The 19,122-nt window shown below is 74.1% G+C and carries 19 protein-coding genes; 7 read left to right on the top strand and 12 right to left on the bottom strand.

Going from position 1 to position 19,122, the window contains the following annotated elements; all coding sequences use genetic code 11:
• On the top strand, nucleotides 1-346 hold a 346-nt coding region (locus tag TR50_RS48995), incomplete at its 5' end, for a D-arabinono-1,4-lactone oxidase (protein WP_042423762.1).
• A 31-nt stretch (nucleotides 347-377) separates the two neighbouring features.
• Here TR50_RS48995 and TR50_RS21145 read toward each other — a convergent pair.
• The 5 genes from TR50_RS21145 to TR50_RS21130 all read right to left on the bottom strand — a co-directional run bounded on the left by TR50_RS21145 (nucleotide 378) and on the right by TR50_RS21130 (nucleotide 4,380).
• On the bottom strand, nucleotides 378-1,697 hold the full coding sequence (locus TR50_RS21145; RefSeq protein WP_042423759.1) for an ATP-binding protein: 1,320 nt from the start codon (nucleotides 1,695-1,697) through the stop codon (nucleotides 378-380).
• Between the two features lie 730 nt (nucleotides 1,698-2,427).
• Nucleotides 2,428-2,595: a hypothetical protein gene (locus TR50_RS47615; protein WP_162837965.1), complete on the bottom strand. Its 168-nt coding sequence runs from the start codon at nucleotides 2,593-2,595 to the stop codon at nucleotides 2,428-2,430.
• Nucleotides 2,596-2,639: 44 nt separating this feature from the next.
• Nucleotides 2,640-2,993, bottom strand: coding sequence for a PRC-barrel domain-containing protein (locus TR50_RS21140; protein WP_042423756.1), 354 nt, complete (start codon nucleotides 2,991-2,993; stop codon nucleotides 2,640-2,642).
• Between the two features lie 74 nt (nucleotides 2,994-3,067).
• Nucleotides 3,068-3,889 carry a SigB/SigF/SigG family RNA polymerase sigma factor gene (locus TR50_RS21135; protein ID WP_042423753.1) on the bottom strand — a complete coding sequence of 274 codons (822 nt, stop codon included), beginning with the start codon at nucleotides 3,887-3,889 and terminating at the stop codon, nucleotides 3,068-3,070.
• Between the two features lie 62 nt (nucleotides 3,890-3,951).
• Entirely contained in the window at nucleotides 3,952-4,380 is a 429-nt protein-coding gene (locus TR50_RS21130) for a helix-turn-helix transcriptional regulator (protein WP_063775113.1), read from the bottom strand.
• 166 nt (nucleotides 4,381-4,546) lie between these two features.
• Between TR50_RS21130 and TR50_RS21125 the strand changes: the two genes are divergently transcribed.
• Nucleotides 4,547-4,897 (top strand): hypothetical protein, encoded by a 351-nt coding sequence (locus TR50_RS21125; protein WP_152648524.1) that lies wholly within the window; start codon nucleotides 4,547-4,549, stop codon nucleotides 4,895-4,897.
• Nucleotides 4,898-5,117: 220 nt separating this feature from the next.
• Nucleotides 5,118-5,900, top strand: a complete 783-nt coding sequence (locus TR50_RS21120; protein ID WP_052441155.1) for a hypothetical protein — start codon at nucleotides 5,118-5,120, stop codon at nucleotides 5,898-5,900.
• A gap of 73 nt (nucleotides 5,901-5,973) precedes the next feature.
• On the opposite strand, the gene TR50_RS42720 is transcribed toward TR50_RS21120, so the two are convergent.
• A complete protein-coding gene (locus TR50_RS42720; protein WP_052441154.1) occupies nucleotides 5,974-9,015 on the bottom strand; it encodes a SpoIIE family protein phosphatase in 3,042 nt (1,013 codons plus the stop codon).
• 380 nt (nucleotides 9,016-9,395) lie between these two features.
• Between TR50_RS42720 and TR50_RS21105 the strand changes: the two genes are divergently transcribed.
• Nucleotides 9,396-10,211: a thioesterase II family protein gene (locus TR50_RS21105; protein WP_052441153.1), complete on the top strand. Its 816-nt coding sequence runs from the start codon at nucleotides 9,396-9,398 to the stop codon at nucleotides 10,209-10,211.
• A 60-nt stretch (nucleotides 10,212-10,271) separates the two neighbouring features.
• On the opposite strand, the gene TR50_RS21100 is transcribed toward TR50_RS21105, so the two are convergent.
• The 3 genes from TR50_RS21100 to TR50_RS21090 all read right to left on the bottom strand — a co-directional run bounded on the left by TR50_RS21100 (nucleotide 10,272) and on the right by TR50_RS21090 (nucleotide 12,811).
• On the bottom strand, nucleotides 10,272-11,441 hold the full coding sequence (locus tag TR50_RS21100) for a GDSL-type esterase/lipase family protein (RefSeq protein ID WP_042423747.1): 1,170 nt from the start codon (nucleotides 11,439-11,441) through the stop codon (nucleotides 10,272-10,274).
• Between the two features lie 102 nt (nucleotides 11,442-11,543).
• On the bottom strand, nucleotides 11,544-12,125 hold the full coding sequence (locus tag TR50_RS21095) for a TetR/AcrR family transcriptional regulator (RefSeq protein WP_042423744.1): 582 nt from the start codon (nucleotides 12,123-12,125) through the stop codon (nucleotides 11,544-11,546).
• 92 nt (nucleotides 12,126-12,217) lie between these two features.
• Entirely contained in the window at nucleotides 12,218-12,811 is a 594-nt protein-coding gene (locus tag TR50_RS21090; protein ID WP_042423741.1) for a hypothetical protein, read from the bottom strand.
• A 368-nt stretch (nucleotides 12,812-13,179) separates the two neighbouring features.
• Here TR50_RS21090 and TR50_RS21085 point away from each other — a divergent pair, with 368 nt between their 5' ends.
• Nucleotides 13,180-13,434, top strand: a complete 255-nt coding sequence (locus tag TR50_RS21085) for a hypothetical protein (RefSeq protein WP_042423738.1) — start codon at nucleotides 13,180-13,182, stop codon at nucleotides 13,432-13,434.
• Nucleotides 13,435-13,482: 48 nt separating this feature from the next.
• Nucleotides 13,483-15,225 (top strand): murein biosynthesis integral membrane protein MurJ, encoded by a 1,743-nt coding sequence (gene murJ, locus TR50_RS21080; protein WP_042423736.1) that lies wholly within the window; start codon nucleotides 13,483-13,485, stop codon nucleotides 15,223-15,225.
• A gap of 21 nt (nucleotides 15,226-15,246) precedes the next feature.
• On the opposite strand, the gene TR50_RS21075 is transcribed toward murJ, so the two are convergent.
• Complete coding sequence (locus TR50_RS21075; protein WP_042423733.1) at nucleotides 15,247-16,149, bottom strand: class I SAM-dependent methyltransferase; 903 nt, start codon at nucleotides 16,147-16,149, stop codon at nucleotides 15,247-15,249.
• Between the two features lie 127 nt (nucleotides 16,150-16,276).
• Nucleotides 16,277-17,212 carry a LysR family transcriptional regulator gene (locus TR50_RS21070; RefSeq protein WP_042423730.1) on the bottom strand — a complete coding sequence of 312 codons (936 nt, stop codon included), beginning with the start codon at nucleotides 17,210-17,212 and terminating at the stop codon, nucleotides 16,277-16,279.
• A gap of 184 nt (nucleotides 17,213-17,396) precedes the next feature.
• On the opposite strand from TR50_RS21070, the gene TR50_RS21065 reads away from it, so the two are divergent.
• A complete protein-coding gene (locus TR50_RS21065) occupies nucleotides 17,397-18,662 on the top strand; it encodes an MFS transporter (RefSeq protein WP_236654511.1) in 1,266 nt (421 codons plus the stop codon).
• A 24-nt stretch (nucleotides 18,663-18,686) separates the two neighbouring features.
• Here the strand turns inward: TR50_RS21065 and TR50_RS21060 are convergent.
• The coding region (locus TR50_RS21060; protein ID WP_042423727.1) for an Ig-like domain-containing protein at nucleotides 18,687-19,122 on the bottom strand (436 nt) is incomplete at its 5' end.

Below are 19,122 nucleotides of genomic sequence, written 5' to 3'. Positions count from 1 at the left end.
CCTCGGCACCCGCCTCGCCCCGGCGCTGCACACCTCGGAGATCCGCACCGTCGCCGCCGACGACCTCTGGCTGAGCCCCGCCTACGGACGCGACAGCGTCGCCCTGCACTTCACCTGGATCGCGGACCCGGCCCGGGTCGCGCCGCTGGTCGCCTCGGTCGAGGAGGCGCTGCTGCCGCTGGGTGCACGCCCGCACTGGGGCAAGGTCTTCTCCTGCCCGCCGAGCCGGCTCGCCGAGGCCGTCCCGAGGCTGCGCGACTTCGCCGCGCTCGCGCGGAGCTTCGACCCGGCGGGCAAGTTCCGCAACGACCTGCTCGACCACTGGCTGACGGACGCGCGCTCCTGACCGACCGCGTCACTCACCGCGTGCAGGAGTCTCAGACGCGCGCGTGGGAGGAGATGTCCGCCGTGAACTCCTCCACCATGGCGCCGGTGACGGTGCGACGGCACTGCCCGATCGCGGCGAGGTAGTCCGCCGTGCCGGCGCCGACCGGCACGGCGAGCTCGGCGGACTCGGCGGGTTCGGCGGGTTCGGCGCCGTCCGTCGCGAGGTCGCGCTCGAACGCCGCCTGCGCGGCGGTACGGGCCGCGTGCTCGATGTCGGCGGGCGTGAACAGCTCGCTCGCGGCGACCAGCGCGTCCAGGTCCACGTCCACATCCACCCGCCCGTCCTCGCCCAGTTCCGTGAACCGGGACCAGATGGCCTTGCGGGCCACCTCGTCCGGCGTGCCGATCGGGATCACGTAGTCGAAGCGCCCGTGGCGCAGGAACGCCGGATCCAGCGAGCGGACCGAGTTGGTCGCACAGACCAGCAGCCGCTCGTCGTGCTCCCGGAACCCCGGGATGAGCTTCAGCAGCTCGTTGGTGACGCCGTGCATCCCGGACGCGCCCGTGCGCAGCGGCGCGATCTCCTCGACCTCGTCGATGAAGACCAGCACCCGCTCCAGCTCGGCGATGCGGGCGAACGCCTCCCGCAGCCCGGCCGCCAGGCTGCCCTCGTCCGCCAGCCTGGACGGCAGCAGCTCCACGAAGGGCCAGCCCAGACGGGAGGCCACCGCCCTGGCGAAGGTGGTCTTGCCCGTGCCGGGCGGACCGAACAGGGCGATCGCACGCGGCGGCCGGACCCCGTGGCGGGCCGCGCGCTCGGGCTCGGCCAACGGCAGCACGACCCGACGCTCGATCAGCGTCTTCTCCGCCTCCATGCCGGCGACCTTGCTCCACAGGTCGCCGGGGAGCATTCTGCCGCCGAGTTCCGCGAGGACGTCGGCCGTCCGGCCGGCGGCCGGCTCCGCCTTCTCGAAGTAGGCGGCCGCCGGCCGCCGCACGTACCCGGCGTTGTGCAGGCCGTCGCCGAGCAGCTCCTCCTGCGGCAGGACGTAGGCGATGCGGCGCACCCGCGCCTCGACCAGCCGCCTTTCCAGCTCCCGCAGGAGCGCGCTGGCCAGCCCGCGTCCCCGCCAGGCCGGGTGGATGGCGATGCGCATCACCCACGCCCGCTCCCCCGCCACCTGCGCGAGCGCCGCGCCGACCGGCACGCCGCCGTGCACGGCGACCACGGCGGGCTGGCGGGCCGTCAGCGCCGCGATGCACTCCGCCAGCGAGAAGACCGACTCCTGCCCGAGTTCGGCCGTGCTGTCGATCAGATGGACGACGGCGGCCAGGTCGTCCTCGCGGTAGTCATGGATCAGCCAGTTCACCGATTCCCCTCTCCCTGCACTCACGGTCGCGCCGCTGTCGCATCGCACTCCCGGTTGCGGCGATTTCGGGCGACCCTAGGCGTGGCCGGACGCGGGCGTCCCACTCCGGACCGGACAAGCAGGCGTGGGCGAACCGTACGGGCGGGCACTTGCCCGGCCCCGCCCCACCAGCGGATGTGCTCTTTGGCCGCAGCATGTCATCAGTCGAAGCCGGTTGTGCCGTAAGCTAGTTGGCGGAGGCCCTGTCACCCCCCGTTGGCAGGGCCTTCTCCGAACGCGTCCCCTTCCGGTCGGCCGCGCGGTGACGACGGGTCACCCGGCCTCGGACAGCGGTGGCACGCGCATGCGCGGCCGCGAAGCGGGCAGGCGCTCTCACAGGACCGTCACTCCCGAGCCGCCCGCCCGGGCACGTGTGCCGACGCCGAAACGGTGAACCACCCGCGCGGGCCCGGCCGCCGTCCACCCGCTGGAAGGGTGGCCGGCGGAGTGCCGGTCCCCTGGCGGCGGCCCGGGCTGCTGCGCGAAGCGCGCCCGTCGGCGCCGTCGGCCGCGACGCTTCGCGGGCGCGCGCCCCGGGTCCGAACGATCTCGGCCTGGCCGCGTTCGTCGCGGTCGACACCGGCCTGTACGCCCCGCCCCTCACGCGCGCCGACCGGCGGTTCCTGGACGACCTCGCCGAACCGGACCGAACAGGAGGAACGCCGGTCGGAACAGCGCGTCGACAGCAGCTTCAGCGGACGGGCCGCCGACCGCCGCGACGCAGGCGGAGGGCGCTGACGAGCAGGGCGACCGCGAAGACCACGACGCCGATGACGAGCAGGTAGAGCAGTCCCTTCGCGACCGCGCCGACGATGCCGAGCACGATTGCGGCGAGGACGAGCAGCAGGACCCAGACCATGGCACTTCCCTCTTCCTTTCAGCTGTCCTCTTGAGCCCCGGGGCTCAGCGGCGGGCCAGGCGGCGTTCGCCGCTCGCCCCGGTGGAGTATTCGAGTTCGTAGTGGGCGAAGACCGCGGGCTCCTCCTCGGCGGGCAGGACGCCGTCGACGTCGATGGCGGGCGCGCCCTTCACCTGTCCCTTGGCGAACGCGACCCTGAGGTACCCGGGGCCGACGACCGCGCCGGCGAGCGGCACGAACACCAGGCGCCGCTTGGTGGGCAGGCCGACCGTGACGGTCGCGAAGAACGGCTCGTCGGTGGCGGTGTCGACGTAGACCGACTCCAGGGTGCCGATCCTCTTGCCGCCCTCGTCGACGACGTCGTGCTGCCGCCACTCCCGGATGTCAGCGCACTCCATGGATGACCGCCTTTCTGACGGATGCTCACCTGTGCCTGCGGCCCCGGCTGGTCGCCGACGGCCGGGAGGGCGCGTCAACGGCCCTCGAGTTCCTCCCGAAGGCCGGAAAGGACGCGACTCAGCAGACGCGAGACGTGCATCTGGGAGCAGCCGATCCGCTCGCCGATCTGGGCCTGGGTGAGGTCCTCGACGAAGCGCAGCCTCAGCAGGCGGCGGTCCGACTCGGGCAGGCGGGGCAGAATCTGGCGAAGCGCGGTCAGGTCGACGATGTTCTCCAGGTCCCGGTCGGGTGCGCCGAGGCGGCGCTGCAGCGGGCCGTCGTCCTCGTCGCCGGCGGGGGCGGACAGGGTTCCCGCCGTGTAGGCGTCGGCGGCGATCCGGCCCTCGGCGACCTCGTCCTCGGTGACGCCGAGGCGGTCGGCGAGCTCGGCGGGGGTGGGTTCGCGGCCCAGCTCCTGTTCCAGCGCGTCGTCGGCGCGGGCGAGCTGGAGGCGCAGTTCCTGCAGGCGGCGGGGGACGTGGACGGACCAGCTGGCGTCGCGGAAGAAGCGCTTGATCTCGCCGGTGACGGTAGGCAGCGCGTAGGTGACGAACTCGACCCCGCGGCCGTTGTCGAACCCGTTGATGGCCTTGATCAGGCCCACGACGCCGACCTGCATGAGATCCTCGACGGGTTCCTTGTGGTGGGCGAACCGCTGGACCGCGGCGCGCACCAGGCTCATGTTGAGTTCGACCAGGGTGTTGCGCACGTACGAGTACTCGGCGGTGCCCTCCTCCAGCTCCCGCAGGCGGACGAACAGCACGTCGGTGAGGGCGCGCACCTCGAGCAGGTCCAGGGTGACCGGGTCGCAGGCGATGGTGGGCAGATCGGTCGGCTCAGGAACTCCCGCGGTCACGGTGTCTTCCCTCCTCGAAACGGCTGGCTTCGGGCGGACGGCGCGAGCGCCCGCCGCCCGGTTCACACGGAGCTGGGCGCGGCCCGGCCCCGCAGTGCGTCGGCGGCCCCGGTGGGCCGGGTGGCCCCAGTGGGTTGGGTGGCCTCGGTGGCCTCGGTGGTCGGCGGTTCGCCGCCGACGGAATCGCCGCTTGTCGGGTGGGTGGCGAGCAGGGCCAGCAGGTCGGCGACGGTGGGACCGGCGTCGGCCGGATGCCGCAGCGGGGAGGCGGCGGTGACCTGGTAGCGGTTGGCGCGCCCGACGCGGGTGTGGGTGAGGTATCCGCCCTGCTCCAGGTCGGTGATGATGCGCTGGACGGCGCGCTCGGTCAGCAGGCAGTGAGCGGCGATGTCGCGCACGCGCACCCCGGGATCCCGGGCGATCTGCACCAGCACCCGGGCGTGGTTGGTCAGAAAGGTCCAGCTGGATCGCGGCCCCGGCATCTGTTCCATACCCCCATCATAGGACATCTGTTTCACGTATCGCGAAGACGGACATGTGTTTCGCGCAAAGGTTGACAGGATGGGTCCGCGGGCTCAGGCTATGCAGCACCCCAGCCGCGCAGCCCTCCCCCTGCTCCCCTGGCGCGTGGTCGCCGTCCGTCAGAAGGTGAAGGCGATGACCCGCAACGAACTGGACATCCTTGCGTCGTTCCTGCGCGCCCGCCTGGGTGACGCGGTGCCCGCGGGCCCCCTGGCCGCCGGGGCGGCGGCGACCGCAGCCAGGCGGCTGCGCACCGTGGAACAGGCCGTACTCGGCATCGAGGCCTACCTCCAGCTCGCCGAACACCGGCCCGCCCCGCCGGGCCTGCCGGTCGAGGAGCAACGGGCCCGGGCCCTGTGGCAGACCCTGCTGGACCTGGCGGCCCTGTGGCCCGACCACCCGGACCGACCGGCGCTCACGTCCCCGCGCCGTCCCTCGGACCCGGGCCGCCCGCCGCCGCTGGCCGCTCCCCGGCCGGCCGCGTGAGGGGCCGTCGCGTGAGCGGCCGTCGCGTGAGCGGCCGTCACAGCCCCCAGCCGCCCCGGGCGCACCCCAGAGAGTTGGGGTTCCCGCGCATCGCCGCGGTCCTCTCCCCCGCCTGCCGTTGAGCCCTGCCACCGCCTCGGCGCGGCCTGTCGGCTGCACGCGCGCCGTCCTACCATCGCGTCAGGAGGTCACCGGCCGGACCACGTGAAGGGGGCGCGCCTTGTCCAGTGCCGCTCCCGTCGAGGAGGCCCCAGACGGCGACGACGAGGGCGGGGACGGGAGCGGGAGACGGGACGGGAGCGGGGCGGACGGCCGCAACCTCGGGGACGGGTCCTGGCAGGGCTCGGGCGGCCTGCTGCTGACGCCCGAACAGAACCGGCTCGTCGACGTCCACTTGGCGAGGATGGCGGCGTCCGAACCGGCCGTCACGGCGGCGGTGCGCACGCTCGTCCACCTCGTCGGGGACGGTCGGCTCGTCGGCCTCGAGTACCGCGTCAAGTCCGAGCACTCGCTCAAGCGGCGGGTCGCCCTCAGCCTGCGCCGGCATCCGGTCCGGACCGCCGAGGAGGTGTTCGCGCAGAGCTACGACGCCCTGCGCTACACGCTGTGCGTGGATCCCGACCGCTATGCCCCGTGTGTGGAGCGGGCGTTGGCCCGCCTGCTGGCGGCGGGCTTCGACAGTGCCCGGTTCCGCAACTTCTGGCGGGAGTCCCGTGGCGGATACCGGGGCGTCAACACCGTGTGGCAGGGGCAGCCGCGCCCCGGTGCGGCGCGCGGGCTGTTCGAGCTCCAGTTCCACACCCCGGACAGCTACCGGGCCACCGTGGTGACGCACACCGCCTACGAGCGGCTGCGGCGGCCCGGTCTGACGGACGACACCGCCGCGCGTCTGCGCGCCCTGCAGAGCGCCGTCTTCAGTCGGGTCCCGGTCCCGCCCGAGGCCCCGGCGATCGCCCTCCCGCGCCGGCCGGACGCGGGTGGGGCGAACCCGCGCGGACGTTGACGCGCCGTTCCGCACCCGACCGGACGACTGCGGTTCACCGCGCGGTCGCCGGTCGCCGGTGGCCGGTCGCCGGTCACAGCTCGTCGAAGCCCGCGAGCAGGCCGTCCAGGGACTGCCCCTCGGTGAGCGGCTGTTCCGACCAGATGACCTTGCCCTCCGGTGTGTAGCGGGTGCCCCAGCGGTGGGCGAGCCGCGCGACGAGGAAGATGCCGCGCCCGCCCTCGTCCGTGGTCGCGGCCCAGCGCAGGTGCGGCGCGGTGCTGCTGGCGTCGGAGACCTCGCAGACCAGGCTGGTGTCGCGCAGCAGCCGGACCTTGACCGGGGGCGCGCCGTAGCGGATGGCGTTGGTGATCAGCTCGCTGAGGATGAGCTCGGTGCTGAAGGAGATCTCCTCCAGCCCCCACTCCGCCAGCTGCTTGACGCAGGCGTTGCGCACCGGCCCGACGGCGGCGGGGTCGCTCGGCACGTCCCACTCGGCCACCTGCTCGGCCGGCAGCAGGTCGGTGCGGGCCACCAGCAGCACCACGTCGTCCCGGGCCCGCGCCGCCAGCCCGGCCCCCGGCCCCGAGGCGGGCCCGAGGAGGGCCGCACAGGTCTCCTCGGGCGTGCGGGGCCTGCGGCCTTCGAGGACCCGCCGCAGGCCCTGGAGGCCGTGGTCGATGTCCTGCCCGCGACTCTCGACGAGTCCGTCGCTGAAGAGCAGCAGCTGGGATCCCGGCTCGAGCGGGATCTCGGTGGTCTCGAACGGGTAGCCGCCGACGCCGAGCGGCGGGGCGACGGCGACCTCCGGGTAGTCCACGGTGCCGTCCGGCCGCAGCACGGCCGGCCCCGGATGCCCGGCGCGCGAGAGTGTGCACACCCCCGCGACCGGGTCGTAGACCGCGTACACGCAGGTGGAGCCGGTGATGTTGACGTCGGTGGACTCCTCGTCCAGCTGCGACACCAGCTCGTCGAGCCGGCCCAGCACCTCGTCCGGCGGCAGGTCCAGGGCGGAGAAGGTCCGGATGGCGGTGCGCAGCCGCCCCATCGCGACCGCTGCGTTGATGCCGTGTCCGACCACGTCGCCGACCACGAGCGCGCTGCGGAAGCCGGGCAGCGGGATGACGTCGAACCAGTCACCGCCGACGCCGGCGCTGGCCGGCAGGTAGCGGTGCGCGACGTCGAGACCCGTCCGCACGGGCAGGCTCTGCGGCAGCAGGCTGCGTTGCAGCGCGACGGCGGTGCCGTGCTCGCGCGTGTAGCGGCGGGCGTTGTCGATGGAGACGGCGGCACGGGCCGCGAGGTCCTGCGCCAGCAGCAGGTCGTCGGCGTCGAACGGCAGGCTCCCGGCGGCCCGCCGGAACTCGACCAGCCCCAGCAGACCGCCCCGCATCCGCAGCGGCGCGGTCACCGTGCCGTGGTGGGCGTCGGGAACGGCCTCGTCGCTGGTCGCGGCCCGCGCCTGCGGACTCCCTGCGGCCACCGTCACCGCCGCCCCGACCGGCGCGGAGCTTCCGACCCCCGGCCCGGCGGGCCCCAAGCCGCCCGATCCGGGCCCCTCGGCCGCAGGCCGCCCCGGCGGGGGGCTGCCGGGCTCGACACCGCGAGGTTCCCCGCCGCCCAGCTCAGGCCCGCCGGAGATGAGGCCGCCCGACCCCGGGCTCCCGGGCGCGGAGCCGCGCTCACCGGGCGCGCGGCTGTCAGGCTCAACCCCGGCCGACCTGGGCCCCTCGGCCACAGGCTGCCCCGGTGCGGAGGCGACGGAGTCGCCGGTCCCGTGAGCGCCGCCCCCACCGGCGCGGCCGGGCTCGGCACCGCCCGGCCCCGGGCGATCCGGTGCGGAGCCGGCGCGCGCGGGCCCGCCGTGTGCCCCCGGTGCCGCGCTGTCGGCATCCGCGTCCGCGGCGGAGGCAGGCGGGCCGAGGAAGGTGGTGCGGCGCAGGAGGCGGGTGGCGGCGCCGAGGTCCTGCGGGGGCTCCTCGCCGTGGGTGACCGCGTCGACGAGGTCGACCGTGACGGTGTCGGCGAAGCCGCCGCCGATCGCGACCTCGGCGAGCTCGTCGCAGGTGCGGGTCATGTCCAGGGTCCGGCCGATGCGCATGCCCGCCTCGTACAGCAGCTGGCGCCGCTCCCCCGCGGCCTCGATCCTGCTGGTCAGGTCGTGCAGCTCGGTGGTGTCGCGCAGGGTCACCACGCAGCCGGGAAGCCCGCCGTACGGCGCGGTCGGGCGCTTGTTGACCGCGAGGAGCCGGTCGCCGGCCTGGTGGATGCCGTCGGTGATCTCCTCGCTCTCGGGCGAGGTCAGCAGCGCGGTCGTGGCGGTGTCGAGCCCGAGCGCGGCCACCGGCCGCTGTTCGGCGTCGGCCGGCAGGTCGAGCAGGCGACGGGCCTCGTCGTTGACCATGATGAGCCGTCCGTCGCCGCCGATGATCAGCACGCCCTCGCGCACGGCGTGCAGGACCGCGTCGTGGTGCTCGTACATCCGGGTCAGCTCGGTCGGGCCGAGCCCGCGCGTCTGCCGCTGGAGCCGGCGGGAGGCGTAGGCCGTGCCCGCCGCGGCCAGCAGCACCGCGGCCGCCGCGCCGCCCAGCAGCACCGGCAGGTGGCTGTCCACGAGCGCGTTGACCCGGCCGACGGTGATGTTCACGACGACCGCGCCCAGCGGCTTGTGCGCGGCGTCGAAGACGGGCACCGCGGTCGCGATCGAGTTGAAGCCGGGCTCGTTGAGCTGGAACGTCACGGTCTGCCCGGCGAACAGCTTGGGCAGCACGTCCTTCTGCACGTAGGCGGGGGGCTGGTAGGGACGTCCGACGTAGTCCGGGTAGGGGGAGGTCAGCTGGACGAACGAGGTGTTGAACACCACGACGGAGTCCACCCCGGTCGCCTGCCGCACCGCCTCGGCGCGCGGTTGCAGCACCGTCGACGCGTGCGCGCTCTGCAGCTCCTGGGGCAGTCCGGGCGCGCTCGCGAAGGACTCGGCGACCCCCCGGGTGACCCGACGGGCGTCGTTGGCGGTGCTGGAGCGTGCCTGCAGCACCATCGCCGTCACTCCGGCGGCGACGAGCAGCAGCACGATGAGCAGTTCGGTCAGGAACATCCGCCCGGCGAGGGTCCGGACGGAGAAGATCCTGCGCAAGCCGCGCGATTCCCGCTCCGACAGCGCACCGCGGTCACGGTGCGTGGAAGCACCGCGGTGGCGTCTCAGCACAAAACATCCTTAACCTGCGCTGCTGTGACCGCGCAAGTAGCAGATCGTAGTCGTCCGGCGCGGAGCGGGTCCGTGGCGCGTCATCGCCCGGCCCCTCCGCGTTGACCGGTTGTTGCCTGCGCGCTCCCCCGGGCCGCCGAGAATGGCAGTGGCCGGACCCGGCGCCGGTCGGCGTGCGCCCGCGCGTGCGGCATGATCACTTCGGGCGCGAGATGCCTTCGGGGCCGGCTGACATCGCCACCGCCCTTCCCGCTCCGACTCTCCGCTCCGACTTTCCGCTCCGCCGACCGCCCGAGGACGCCCACCCGATGTTCACTCCGCCCGGCACCCCGCTCAGCACCGCGCCCAGCAGCGCGCCGACCCCGTGGCTGCAGACCGTCGCGCCGCGCCCGGCGGCCCGGCTGCGGCTGCTCTGCTTCCACCCGGCGGGGGCGGGGCCGCACTTCTACCGCCCCTGGGCCGCTCAGCTGCCGGCCGACATCGAGGTCTCCGCCGTCAACCTGCCCGGCCGCGAGGCCCGCTACAACGAGCCGCTGCTCGGGGACTACACCACCGCACTGTCCTCCCTCTACGCGGCGCTGCGCCAGTGGCTCGGCGCGGACCGCCGCCCCTACGCGCTGTTCGGGCACAGCATGGGCGCGCTGCTGGCGTACGGTGTCGCGCTCACGGCCGCGCGCCTCGGAGACCCCGCCCCCGAGCGGCTGCTGCTCAGCGGCGTCGGCGGCCCGGGCACCGAGCAGCCGAAGGCGGGGCGCGCCGAGTGGAGCGACGCGGAGCTGGTCGCCGATCTGCGGGAGATGGGCGGCACACCGGAGGAGGTCCTCGGCGAGCCCGAGCTGCTCTCGCTCATCCTGCCGGTCCTGCGGGCCGACTACGGCGTCTGCGACTCGTTCCGGGCGACCCCGCCGACAGGGCCGCTGCTGAACTGCCCGCTGACCCTCCTGGGCGGAGCGGACGACCACGCCACCCCGCCCCAACTGGCCCGCTGGGCCGAGGTGACCGCGGGCCCGACGACCCAGTACACCTTCCCCGGCGGCCACTTCTACCTCACCCAGGAGTCCTCCGACGCCGTCCTCGCGACGCTCGCCGCCGAGCTGCGCGCCCCCGCCCGCCGCCCCGGGTGACGCGCAGCGGCCGTCAGCCGGTGAGGCGGTCAGCCCGTGAGGCGTCAGCGCATGAGGCCGTCAGCCCGAGAAGGCACCGCCGGGACCGAACGCGTGGCGGGCGAAGTTCGCCGCGATGCGGCGGTGGCCGGCCGGGTCGGGGTGGATCTCGTCCGGGAGCGGGAACTCCTCGTAGTCGGCCGAGCCGTAGAGGAGGCGGCCGTCGAGGTGGTGGAGGTTCGGATCGTCGCCCGCCCGGTCGGAGACGATCCGGGCGAGCACGTCGCGGATCACGGTCAGCGTGAGGCGTCCGGCCGCGCGCTCCGCCGGGTCGCCGGTGGCCTTGAACCGCAGGGTTCCCGAGCTGAGGTCGGGCGCGAGCGGGCCGGGGGTGTCCTCCTGGACCGGGCACAGCAGCGGGGAGACGACCAGCAGCGGCGTCGTCGGGTGGCCTTCGCGGATGGTGTCGAGGAAGCCGTGGACGGCCGGACCGAAGGCGCGCAGGCGCATGGCGTCGGCGTTGACGACGTTGATGCCGATCTTGACGCTGATCAGGTCGGCCGGCGCGTCCCGCATGGTGCGGGCGGTGAACGGGTCGAGCAGGGCGCTGCCGCCGAAGCCGAGGTTGGTCAGTTCGACGCCGCCCGCGGCGGCGGCGAGGGCGGGCCAGGTCGTGGTCGGGCCCGCGGCGTTGGAGCCGTGGCTGATGGAGCTGCCGTGGTGCAGCCACCGCCTGCGGCCGGTGTCCGATCCCGGGAGGACGGGAGCGTCGGTGCGCAGGGCGATCAGCTCCGTGGTCTCGTTGTGGGGCAGCCAGATCTCGACCTGCTTGTCGTGCGGCGGCAGACCGGTGAACCGCGCCGTGCCGGGCGGGCCGGGCTGGAGCTCGGCCGAGCCGGTCGACATGTCGATGACGCGGAGGTTCCCGCCCGGAACACCGGTCTGCGCTGTCAGGCGGCCGTCGACCACGAGGTCGTAGACGCCGTCGGCGGACGCGGGCAGCCCGAGGTAGGCGCGCTTGGTCGGCAGCGTGTCGAGCTCGACGACGGTGGCCCGGGTGCGGAAGGCGAGGCGGACGCCCGAGGGTTGGGCCTCGACCATGGCGAACTGCTCGTCGGGCAGCTGCCGCCTGGCCCAGGCGGGCAGGCGGTGCGGCAGCAGGCCGTGCGCGGTGCGCTCCACGTCGAGGTGGCCGCGGAGCAGGTCCTCGGTGACGGGGGTGGTGGTCAGGTCAGGGGCGTCGTCGTGCATGGCGGCGGCTCGGGCTCTCGTCGTCGTGTCGTCGTGTCGTCGTGAAGTCGTGGCGTCGTGGCGTCGTGTCACGTCGTGCGGGCGCAGGGCTGGTGCGCGTCGTCAGGGGGCGGCCGTGCCGGTGCCGCGGGCGCGGAGCACGGCGTCGAGGGAGTCGAGCGTCCACTCCCAGGAGGCTTGCGCGTCGACGGGGGTGTGGCTGAAGCCGCCCGCCGCCTCAAGGCTGACGAATCCGTGGAAGACGCTGCCGAGCATCCGCACCGCGTGGGTCTCGTCGGGTTCGTCGAGGTCGTAGGCGCGCAGGAGGGCGCGCGTCATCTGGGCGTGGCGCACACCGGCGCTGGCCGCCGCCGTCTCGCGGTCGAGGCGGAAGCGGGCCGCGTCATAGCGGCCGGGGTGCCGGCGGGCGTAGTCGCGGTAGGCGTCCGCGAAGGCGGCGAGGGCGTCGCGTCCGGCGCGGCCGGCGACGGCCTCGCTGACGCGGTCGGCGAGCTCCTCCAGGGCGAGCAGCGCGATGCGGGTCTTCAGTTCGTGAGAGCTCTTCAGGTGCGAGTAGAGGCTGGCGACTTTCACGTCGAACTGCCGGGCCAGCGCCGAGAGGGTCACCTGCTCGAAGCCGACCTCGTCGGCCAGTTCCGCACCCGCGAGCGTGAGGCGCTCCGCGCTGAGTCCGACCCGAGCCATAGCTTCAACCTTCTTCCCTTGAGCTATGGCTAGTATGCAATTGCCTAAAGGTATTAGCAAACGCAGGGCTGCCAGCAGGCGCGCGGACGCGCTCAGGCGCGGCTCGGAAGCTCCGGACGGGCGGCGCTGAACTGGATCACCACAGGACGGCCACGCCCGCCCATCGGGCGGGACTGCGAGTGGCGCAGCACCAGACCCCGGTTGGCCGCGCTGTGCAGGACGAACCGCAGCCAGTCGGCGTCGGCGCCGATCAGCGCGGCGATCTGGGGAGCACTGAAGCGCCGGTCCGGCTCGGCTGCCAACACCTCCAGCGCCCGGTCCAGATGACGCCCCGGACGCCCGCGCCGCCCGGCCTCGGACCTCGACGAGCCGGACGAGCCCGACTGCCGCCCCGACGACCCGGACGAGCCGGCGTGGCGCACCCCGTTCTGGTGCACCAGCGAGACGCGCGCCCGGGGAATCCCCGGGGCCGCGACGAGGGCGTCGTCGGACGCGTCGAGGCCCGACGCGTCGCCGTCGAGGAGCGCCTGCAGCCGACTGCGCGCCTCCTCGATGCCTCTCAGCTCCCGGACGACCTCCTGCAGCAGCGCCAGCCGACGCTGCTCCGCGCGCACGCGCTCCTCGAAGATGGGCAGGCAGTCGGTCGGGTCCGCCACCAGGTCGGCCGGCGTCAGGTCCGCGATCACGCCGTGACCGTATTACCCGCCCAGCGCACAACTCCACTGAGGCCCGGCAGCACCACCCGAACGAAGGACATGAGGGCGTGTCGCCGACGCCGGGGCCACCGGACGCCCCCGCCGGGGTATATCGGGGCCTCCCAGCCACCCCGTCGCCACCCCGTCGCCCGTCACGCGAAGCGACGCGCAGGACAACGGCGAGTCACAATTGGATCACCGGCCAGCAGGCCCCATCGGGCCGGAACGTCAACTTCCAAACCATGCGGCCCAGTTCCGCGCGGGGCATCCGCCATGCACCCGTCACAGGCGTCTCACCAGGCAAAAGTCCCTCTCTGAGGACTCCCCAGAGACACCGTCGACGCGTACGCTGCTCGGCCATGAACCCCGTGCTCGCCTCAGCCGTCGCACCCGTCACCACGGCGCACCCGTCCGACCCGATCCACTGGCGCAACCACAACCTCCCCATCACCGCGCCGGTGCCGGTCCCCTGCCGGGCCCGGATCGAGGAGGAGGTCGTGAGCATCGACAGCTGCCGGGGCAACGGTCCCTATGTCGTCCACCTGACCGAGCCGCTGAAGGAGGCTCACCCCGTGGGCTCGCCGCTGGAGGTCCTGGAGGACATCTCCGGGTGATCCGGGCACGCACCGTCGGCGTGCCGCGCGCTCCCCTAGATTGTGATCATGACGGAGGACGCGTCGAAGGTTCAGGGGCTCGAACGTCCGCGGGGGCGCGGCCGGCACGCCAGACGCCGCGGGAGCGGCGGGCGGGGACCAGTTGACGGCACGGTGGCGCGGTCGTCCGCGCTGCTGGCGCTCGGCACGGTGGCGTCCCGGTCCACCGGAATGCTGCGGCTGGTGCTGCAGGGCGCCGCTCTCGGCCTCGATGCCGACGCCGGCGCCTACAACACCGCGAACACCATGCCGACCAGCCTGTACACGCTGATGATCGGCGGGGCGCTCAACTCGGTGCTGGTCCCGCAGCTGGTCCGGGCACGCGACGAGCACGCGGACGGGGGCCGCGCCCACGAGCAGCGGCTGATGACGATGGTGCTGAGCGTGCTGGCTCTCGGCACGGTGCTCGCCGTGGTGTTCGCGCCGCAGATCGTGGCGCTGCTGACACCGCCGGGGCACGGCGGCAAGGCGGCCGGCAGCGGGGGCGGCTCCGCGGGCGGAGACGACTTCGCGCTGACCGTCGCCTTCGCCCAGTTCCTGCTGCCGCAGGTCTTCTTCTACGGTCTGTTCTTCATGCTCGGTCAACTGCTGAACGCCCGCGGCCGGTTCGGCGCGATGGGCTGGGCGCCGGTGGTCAACAACGTGGTGCTGATCGGCATGTTCGGCCTGTACATCACCCTCGAACGCAAGGGCGGAGGGCACGTCACCTCCGGCCAGGTGGCCCTGCTCGGGACGGCCACGACCGTCGGGATCGCGCTGCAGGCCCTGTGCCTGCTGCCGGCGCTGGGCCGGCTGGGCTTCTCCTTCCGGCCGCGCTTCGACTGGCGCGGCACAGGACTCGGGCGAAGCCTCGCCGCCGCGCGCTGGACCCTGCTGTTCGTGCTGGTCAACCAGGTCGCCCTGGCCGTGGTGACCCGGTACGCGAACGCGGTCGACGCCGCCGCGCCGCACGCCGACGCGGGCAACAGCGCCTACTTCTTCGCACAGAACATCTGGATGCTGCCGCAGTCGGTCGTCACTGTGTCCCTGGTGACCGCGATGCTGCCGCGGATGAGCCGGGCCGTCTCCGAGCGGCGACTCGACGACGCGCGCGCGGACCTGTCCCGCTCGCTGCGGACGACGGGCGTGGTGATCGTCCCGGCCGCGTTCTTCTTCCTGGCGTTCGGACCGCAGACAGCCGTCCTCCTCTTCTCGCACAGCAGCGGCGGCGCGGCCGCCGCCCAGCCGCTCGGCGAGATGCTGCGGGCGTTCGCGCTCGGCCTGATCCCCTTCTCGGCCCAGTACCTGCTCCTGCGCGGCTTCTACGCCTTCGAGGACACCAGGACGCCGTTCTGGACGGCGGTGTGGATCTCGGTGACCGACATCGTGCTGGCCACCGCCTGCCACCTGTGGCTGCCGACCGGGCAGGTCGCGATCGGGATGGCGGGCGCGTACGCGGTCTCCTACGGGGTCGGTCTCCTGATCACGGCGCACCGCCTGCGGCGTCGCCTCGAGCGCCGGCTGGACGGCAGGCGGCTCGTGCGCACCTACGGCAAGCTCGTCGCCGCGGCCACGTCCGCCGCCGTCGCGGGTTGGGCCGCCGCCCGCGGCCTCGGCGGGTTCCCGGTGCTCGGCGGATCGGCCACAGGCACGGCGCTGTCCGCGCTGACCGCCGGCGGGGTCGTGATGCTCGGTGTCTTCGTCCTCGCCTGCCGGGTGCTCGGAGTCGACGAGCTGCGCGGTGTGGCGGCCCGGCTGCCCGGCCGGGGGTAGCGGGGCCGTGCCTACGGGCGGTCAGGGCCCGGGCAGGGCAGGCTCCTTGCGCCAGACGCGGACCTCCGTGCCGGGCTGACGCTCGGAGAACCGGCCCGACGGGGAGGCGCGGGTCAGCAGGGCCCGCAGGTCCGCCTCGAAGGCGTCACGACTCTCGCCGAAGAGGTGCGGGGCCGAGGACGACAGCGAGAAGACCCAGGCGACCACGTCGTCGTCGCTGCGCTCCAGCGTCTGGCCGCCCGCCACGACGAGACGCTCCGGGCCGCCGAACCCGGCCCGGGCCAGGACCTCCGCCTCGCCGCCGGGCGTGCCGTGCGGGAGGGTGCCCTGACCGGCGCGCCGGACCGGTCCGAGGTGGTGGCGGACGAGGTCGTCGACGGCGGCGTAGGGCACGGGCGGATGCGGGAGTCCCTCGGCGTCGCGCGTCTCCGTCTTCGGGTCCGCGGTCTTCTGGTCCGCGGTCTTCTGGTCCTCGGTTTTCAGGTCCGCGACGTGGACGAAGGCGCCGCCCGGCCGCAGCAGCCCGAGCACGGTCGCCGCGACGCGCTCCTGGTCCATCCAGTGGAACGACTGCCCGAACGTCACGACGTCGAAGACGCCGAGGTCGCCCGGGAGGTCCTCCGCGCGGGCGCGGATCCAGGTCGCCCGCTCGCCCAGGCCGGTGTCGGCGGCGGCCCGCTCGGCCTCGACCAGCATGCCCGGGTCCGGGTCCACGCCGACCACCTCGGCGAACAGCTGCGCGAGATCGAGCGCGAGGGTGCCGGGCCCGCAGCCGACGTCGAGGAGTCTCCCCCGGCCGTCGAGGTCCAGCGCGCGGCCGAGCGCCTGCGCCAGACCCGGCGCGTAGGGAAGGCGGCCCCGCCGGTAGTACGCGGCCGCGCCCGCGAACAGCGTCTCGTCCCACTGCCAGTCGCCGATCGCCATGCCCGAGCCCCCTGATGTCCCTGATACCGGTATCCCTGACACCGCTGACGCCGTGACGGTCCTGACGTCCCGTCCGCTCCCCGGTTCCGATGATCGCAGCATCGGTCGGCGCGCGAACGGTTTCCGCTCAGCGCCGGTGCACCCAGTCCGGGGTCCAGGTGCCGGGCGCATCGACCGCGGGTGGCGTGGCGGCGAGGTGGGCGCGGAGCGTGGCCAGCGCGGGGTGGGGGTTGTCGCGGTGCCACAGGAGCGAGTGGGGGTACACGGGTGTCGGGTCGGTGACGGGGATGCGCCGCAGGCCGTGGCCGGTGGGCCACACCAGCCGGCTGTGCTCGCCCATGAACGTGGCCAGGGCCGGGGTGTCGGCGACGGTGTCGAGGAGGGCGTCGGAGCCGAAGTTGGGACCGGTGGACTCGATGGTGAGGCCGAACCGGGCGACGAGGTCGTCGTAGTAGGCGGCCCACTCGGTTCCGGGGACGATGCCGGGCATCCAGATCCGGTGGCCGACGAGCTGGGCGAGGGTCACCGACCGGGCGGACGCCAGCGCGTGCCCGGGGCCGGTGAGCAGTTGCAGCGGCTCGTCGAGCACCCGGACGGACTCGATGTCGTCGGGCAGCGGCGCGCCGGGCTTGGCGACGGCGCGGAAGGACGCGTCGATGGCGCCGGACCGGATGGCGCCGACGGCGGCCTCGACGTCGAAGACCATCACCACGTCGAGGTCGACCTCGGGGTGCGCGCGGTGGAAGCCCCGCATCAGACCCGACTGCCCGCTGCGCGAGGCGATCACGTCGACGCGCAGCGGACGGCGGGCCGCGTGCACGGACGCGACCGCCCGCTCGGCGACCCGCAGCAGCTCGCGTGCGTGCGGCAGGAACGCCTGCCCGTCGATGGTCAGCTGCGCGCCGCGCGCCGTACGGGTGAACAGCCGCACGTCGAGGCCGCGCTCCAGCGCGGCGATGCGCTTGGAGACGGCCTGCTGGGTGACGGCCAGTTCGGCGGCGGCCTCCTGGAACTGGCCCGCGTCGGCGGCGACGACGAAGGTCCGGACGGCGTCGAGATCCATGCCCGTCAGCCTACGGGCACAACCGATGGTTGTGGCCAGGCGGTCCGGTGGTTGTTTGATCCGCAGGTAGGGTGCTCGCTTTGATGCTGCTGATCGCGGATCGGTTGTGCGGATGGCACAGGCGCTGCGGGCTGTGCATGTGGTTCGGCTGGTGCGGGTGGAGAGCGGCGAAGGGGCGGCGGGCGTGGACGTGGGACGAGGGAACGGGCATCGGCTCGGCCGACGGTTCGCCTGGCTGTGGGGAGCCTACGGGACCAGCGCCCTCGGCACCTGGCTCGCCTTCGGCGCGTTCCCGCTGATCGCGATCCGGGTGCTGCACGCCGGGCCGACGGAGGTCGCGGCGCTGTCGTCCGCCGGGACAGCGGTGGGCGCGGCCGTGGCCGTGCCGCTGGGGCCGTGGGTGGAGTTCCGCCGCAAACGGCCGGTGCTCATCGCGATGGACCTGGCGCGCTTCGCCGCGCTGCTGACCGTCCCCCTGGCGTTCGCGCTGGGCGCGCTCACCTTCGTCCAACTGCTCGCCGTCTCCGTCGTCGTCGCGGCGGCCGACATCACCTTCCGGTCCGCGTCCGGCGCGTATCTGAAGGCGCTCGTGCCTTCCGAGGACCTGCTCGTCGCCAACGCCCGGTTCGAGTCCACCGCCTGGACGACCACGATCGTCGGACCGCCGCTGGGCGGCGCCATGATCGGGCTGCTCGGGCCGGTGGCCACCGTGGTGGCCGACGCGCTCAGCTACCTGCTCTCGGCCCTGGGCATCCGCGCCTCGGGCGCGGGCGAGGACGCGGCGGAGCCGGTGCCGGAACGCCGCGAGGGTGCGGGCGCGCGGCTCGGCGACCTGCTCGACGGCTGGCGGTACATCCTGGCCGACACGGAGCTGCGTCCGCTGTTCTTCAACTCGGCCCTCTTCAACGGCCTGGTGCTGGGCGCCGAGCCGCTGCTGGCGGTGCTGCTGCTCGGCCGGCTCGGCTTCGCGCCGTGGCAGTACGGGCTCGCCTTCGCCGCGCCTTCCATCGGCGGGCTGATCGGCGCCCGGATGGCCCGTCCGCTGGTCACCCGGTTCGGTCAGCGCCGGGTGCTGGTCGCCTTCGGGGCGCTGCGCGCGCTCTGGCCCGTCGGGCTGGCCTTCATCGGGCCGGGAACGGGCGGGTTGCTCCTGGTCATCGGCGTCGAGCTCGGCCTGATCTTCTGCTGCGGCGTCTACAACCCCGTCTCGGTCACCTACCGGCTGGAGCGGACCGCGACCGACCGGGTCGCGCGCACGCTCAACGCCTGGTCGGTGACGACGAAGGCGTCGACGGCCGCGCTGACCGCCGTGTGGGGCGTGCTGGGCGCCGTGCTCGGCTTGCGCCCGGCTCTCGGCCTGGCCGGTGTGCTGCTGCTGGCGACCCCGCTGCTGCTGCCCCGCCGCGCGGCGGCCCCGGCCGCCGCGCCGGAGCCGGCTCCGGCGCGGTGACGGATGTCCTCAGCGGGTCGACGGTCACTGCACCGTCTGGGTCAGCACCGCGCTGGCGCTGCCCTCGTAGTCGCGGTCGCCGGCGTACGTGGCGGTGACGGTGTGTCGGCCCGCGCCGGCGTAGGTCTGCGTCAGCAGGGCCACACCGTCGGGGAACAGCGCCACCGTGCCGATCGGCGTGCCGCCGTCGGCGAACGTCACCGCGCCCGTGGGCCTGGCGGGACCGGCACCCGACACCCTGGCGAGGTAGGTCACCGTCTGCCCGGGCTGCGACGGGTTGGGACTGGAGGTCAGCGTCGTGCTGCTGGCGGCCTTCACGGTGTACCGGATGGTCACCAGGCCGTCCCCGAGCCGCTGGCTGTTCTCGAACGTGGCCGGGGTGAGGCTGTAGCTGCTGCCTGCCCCGCCGCCGGCCCCACCGCCGCCGCCCGCGCCGTCGAGGGCGACGAGGCCCTTGAAG

The sequence above is a fragment of the Streptacidiphilus anmyonensis genome (assembly GCF_000787855.1).
Classification (GTDB): domain Bacteria; phylum Actinomycetota; class Actinomycetes; order Streptomycetales; family Streptomycetaceae; genus Streptacidiphilus; species Streptacidiphilus anmyonensis.
The sequence above is the reverse complement of the archived record's forward strand: the minus strand, read 5'-3'. Positions and strand labels throughout refer to the sequence as shown.

Coding starts and splice junctions, on each gene's coding strand:
- TR50_RS47615 (WP_162837965.1), bottom strand. CDS start 2,595: ATGGTCTGGGTCCTGCTGCTCGTCCTCGCCGCAATCGTGCTCGGCATC.
- TR50_RS21140 (WP_042423756.1), bottom strand. CDS start 2,993: ATGGAGTGCGCTGACATCCGGGAGTGGCGGCAGCACGACGTCGTCGAC.
- TR50_RS21130 (WP_063775113.1), bottom strand. CDS start 4,380: ATGGAACAGATGCCGGGGCCGCGATCCAGCTGGACCTTTCTGACCAAC.
- TR50_RS21125 (WP_152648524.1), top strand. CDS start 4,547: ATGACCCGCAACGAACTGGACATCCTTGCGTCGTTCCTGCGCGCCCGC.
- TR50_RS21105 (WP_052441153.1), top strand. CDS start 9,396: ATGTTCACTCCGCCCGGCACCCCGCTCAGCACCGCGCCCAGCAGCGCG.
- TR50_RS21100 (WP_042423747.1), bottom strand. CDS start 11,441: ATGCACGACGACGCCCCTGACCTGACCACCACCCCCGTCACCGAGGAC.
- TR50_RS21095 (WP_042423744.1), bottom strand. CDS start 12,125: ATGGCTCGGGTCGGACTCAGCGCGGAGCGCCTCACGCTCGCGGGTGCG.
- TR50_RS21085 (WP_042423738.1), top strand. CDS start 13,180: ATGAACCCCGTGCTCGCCTCAGCCGTCGCACCCGTCACCACGGCGCAC.
- murJ (WP_042423736.1), top strand. CDS start 13,483: ATGACGGAGGACGCGTCGAAGGTTCAGGGGCTCGAACGTCCGCGGGGG.
- TR50_RS21075 (WP_042423733.1), bottom strand. CDS start 16,149: ATGGCGATCGGCGACTGGCAGTGGGACGAGACGCTGTTCGCGGGCGCG.
- TR50_RS21070 (WP_042423730.1), bottom strand. CDS start 17,212: ATGGATCTCGACGCCGTCCGGACCTTCGTCGTCGCCGCCGACGCGGGC.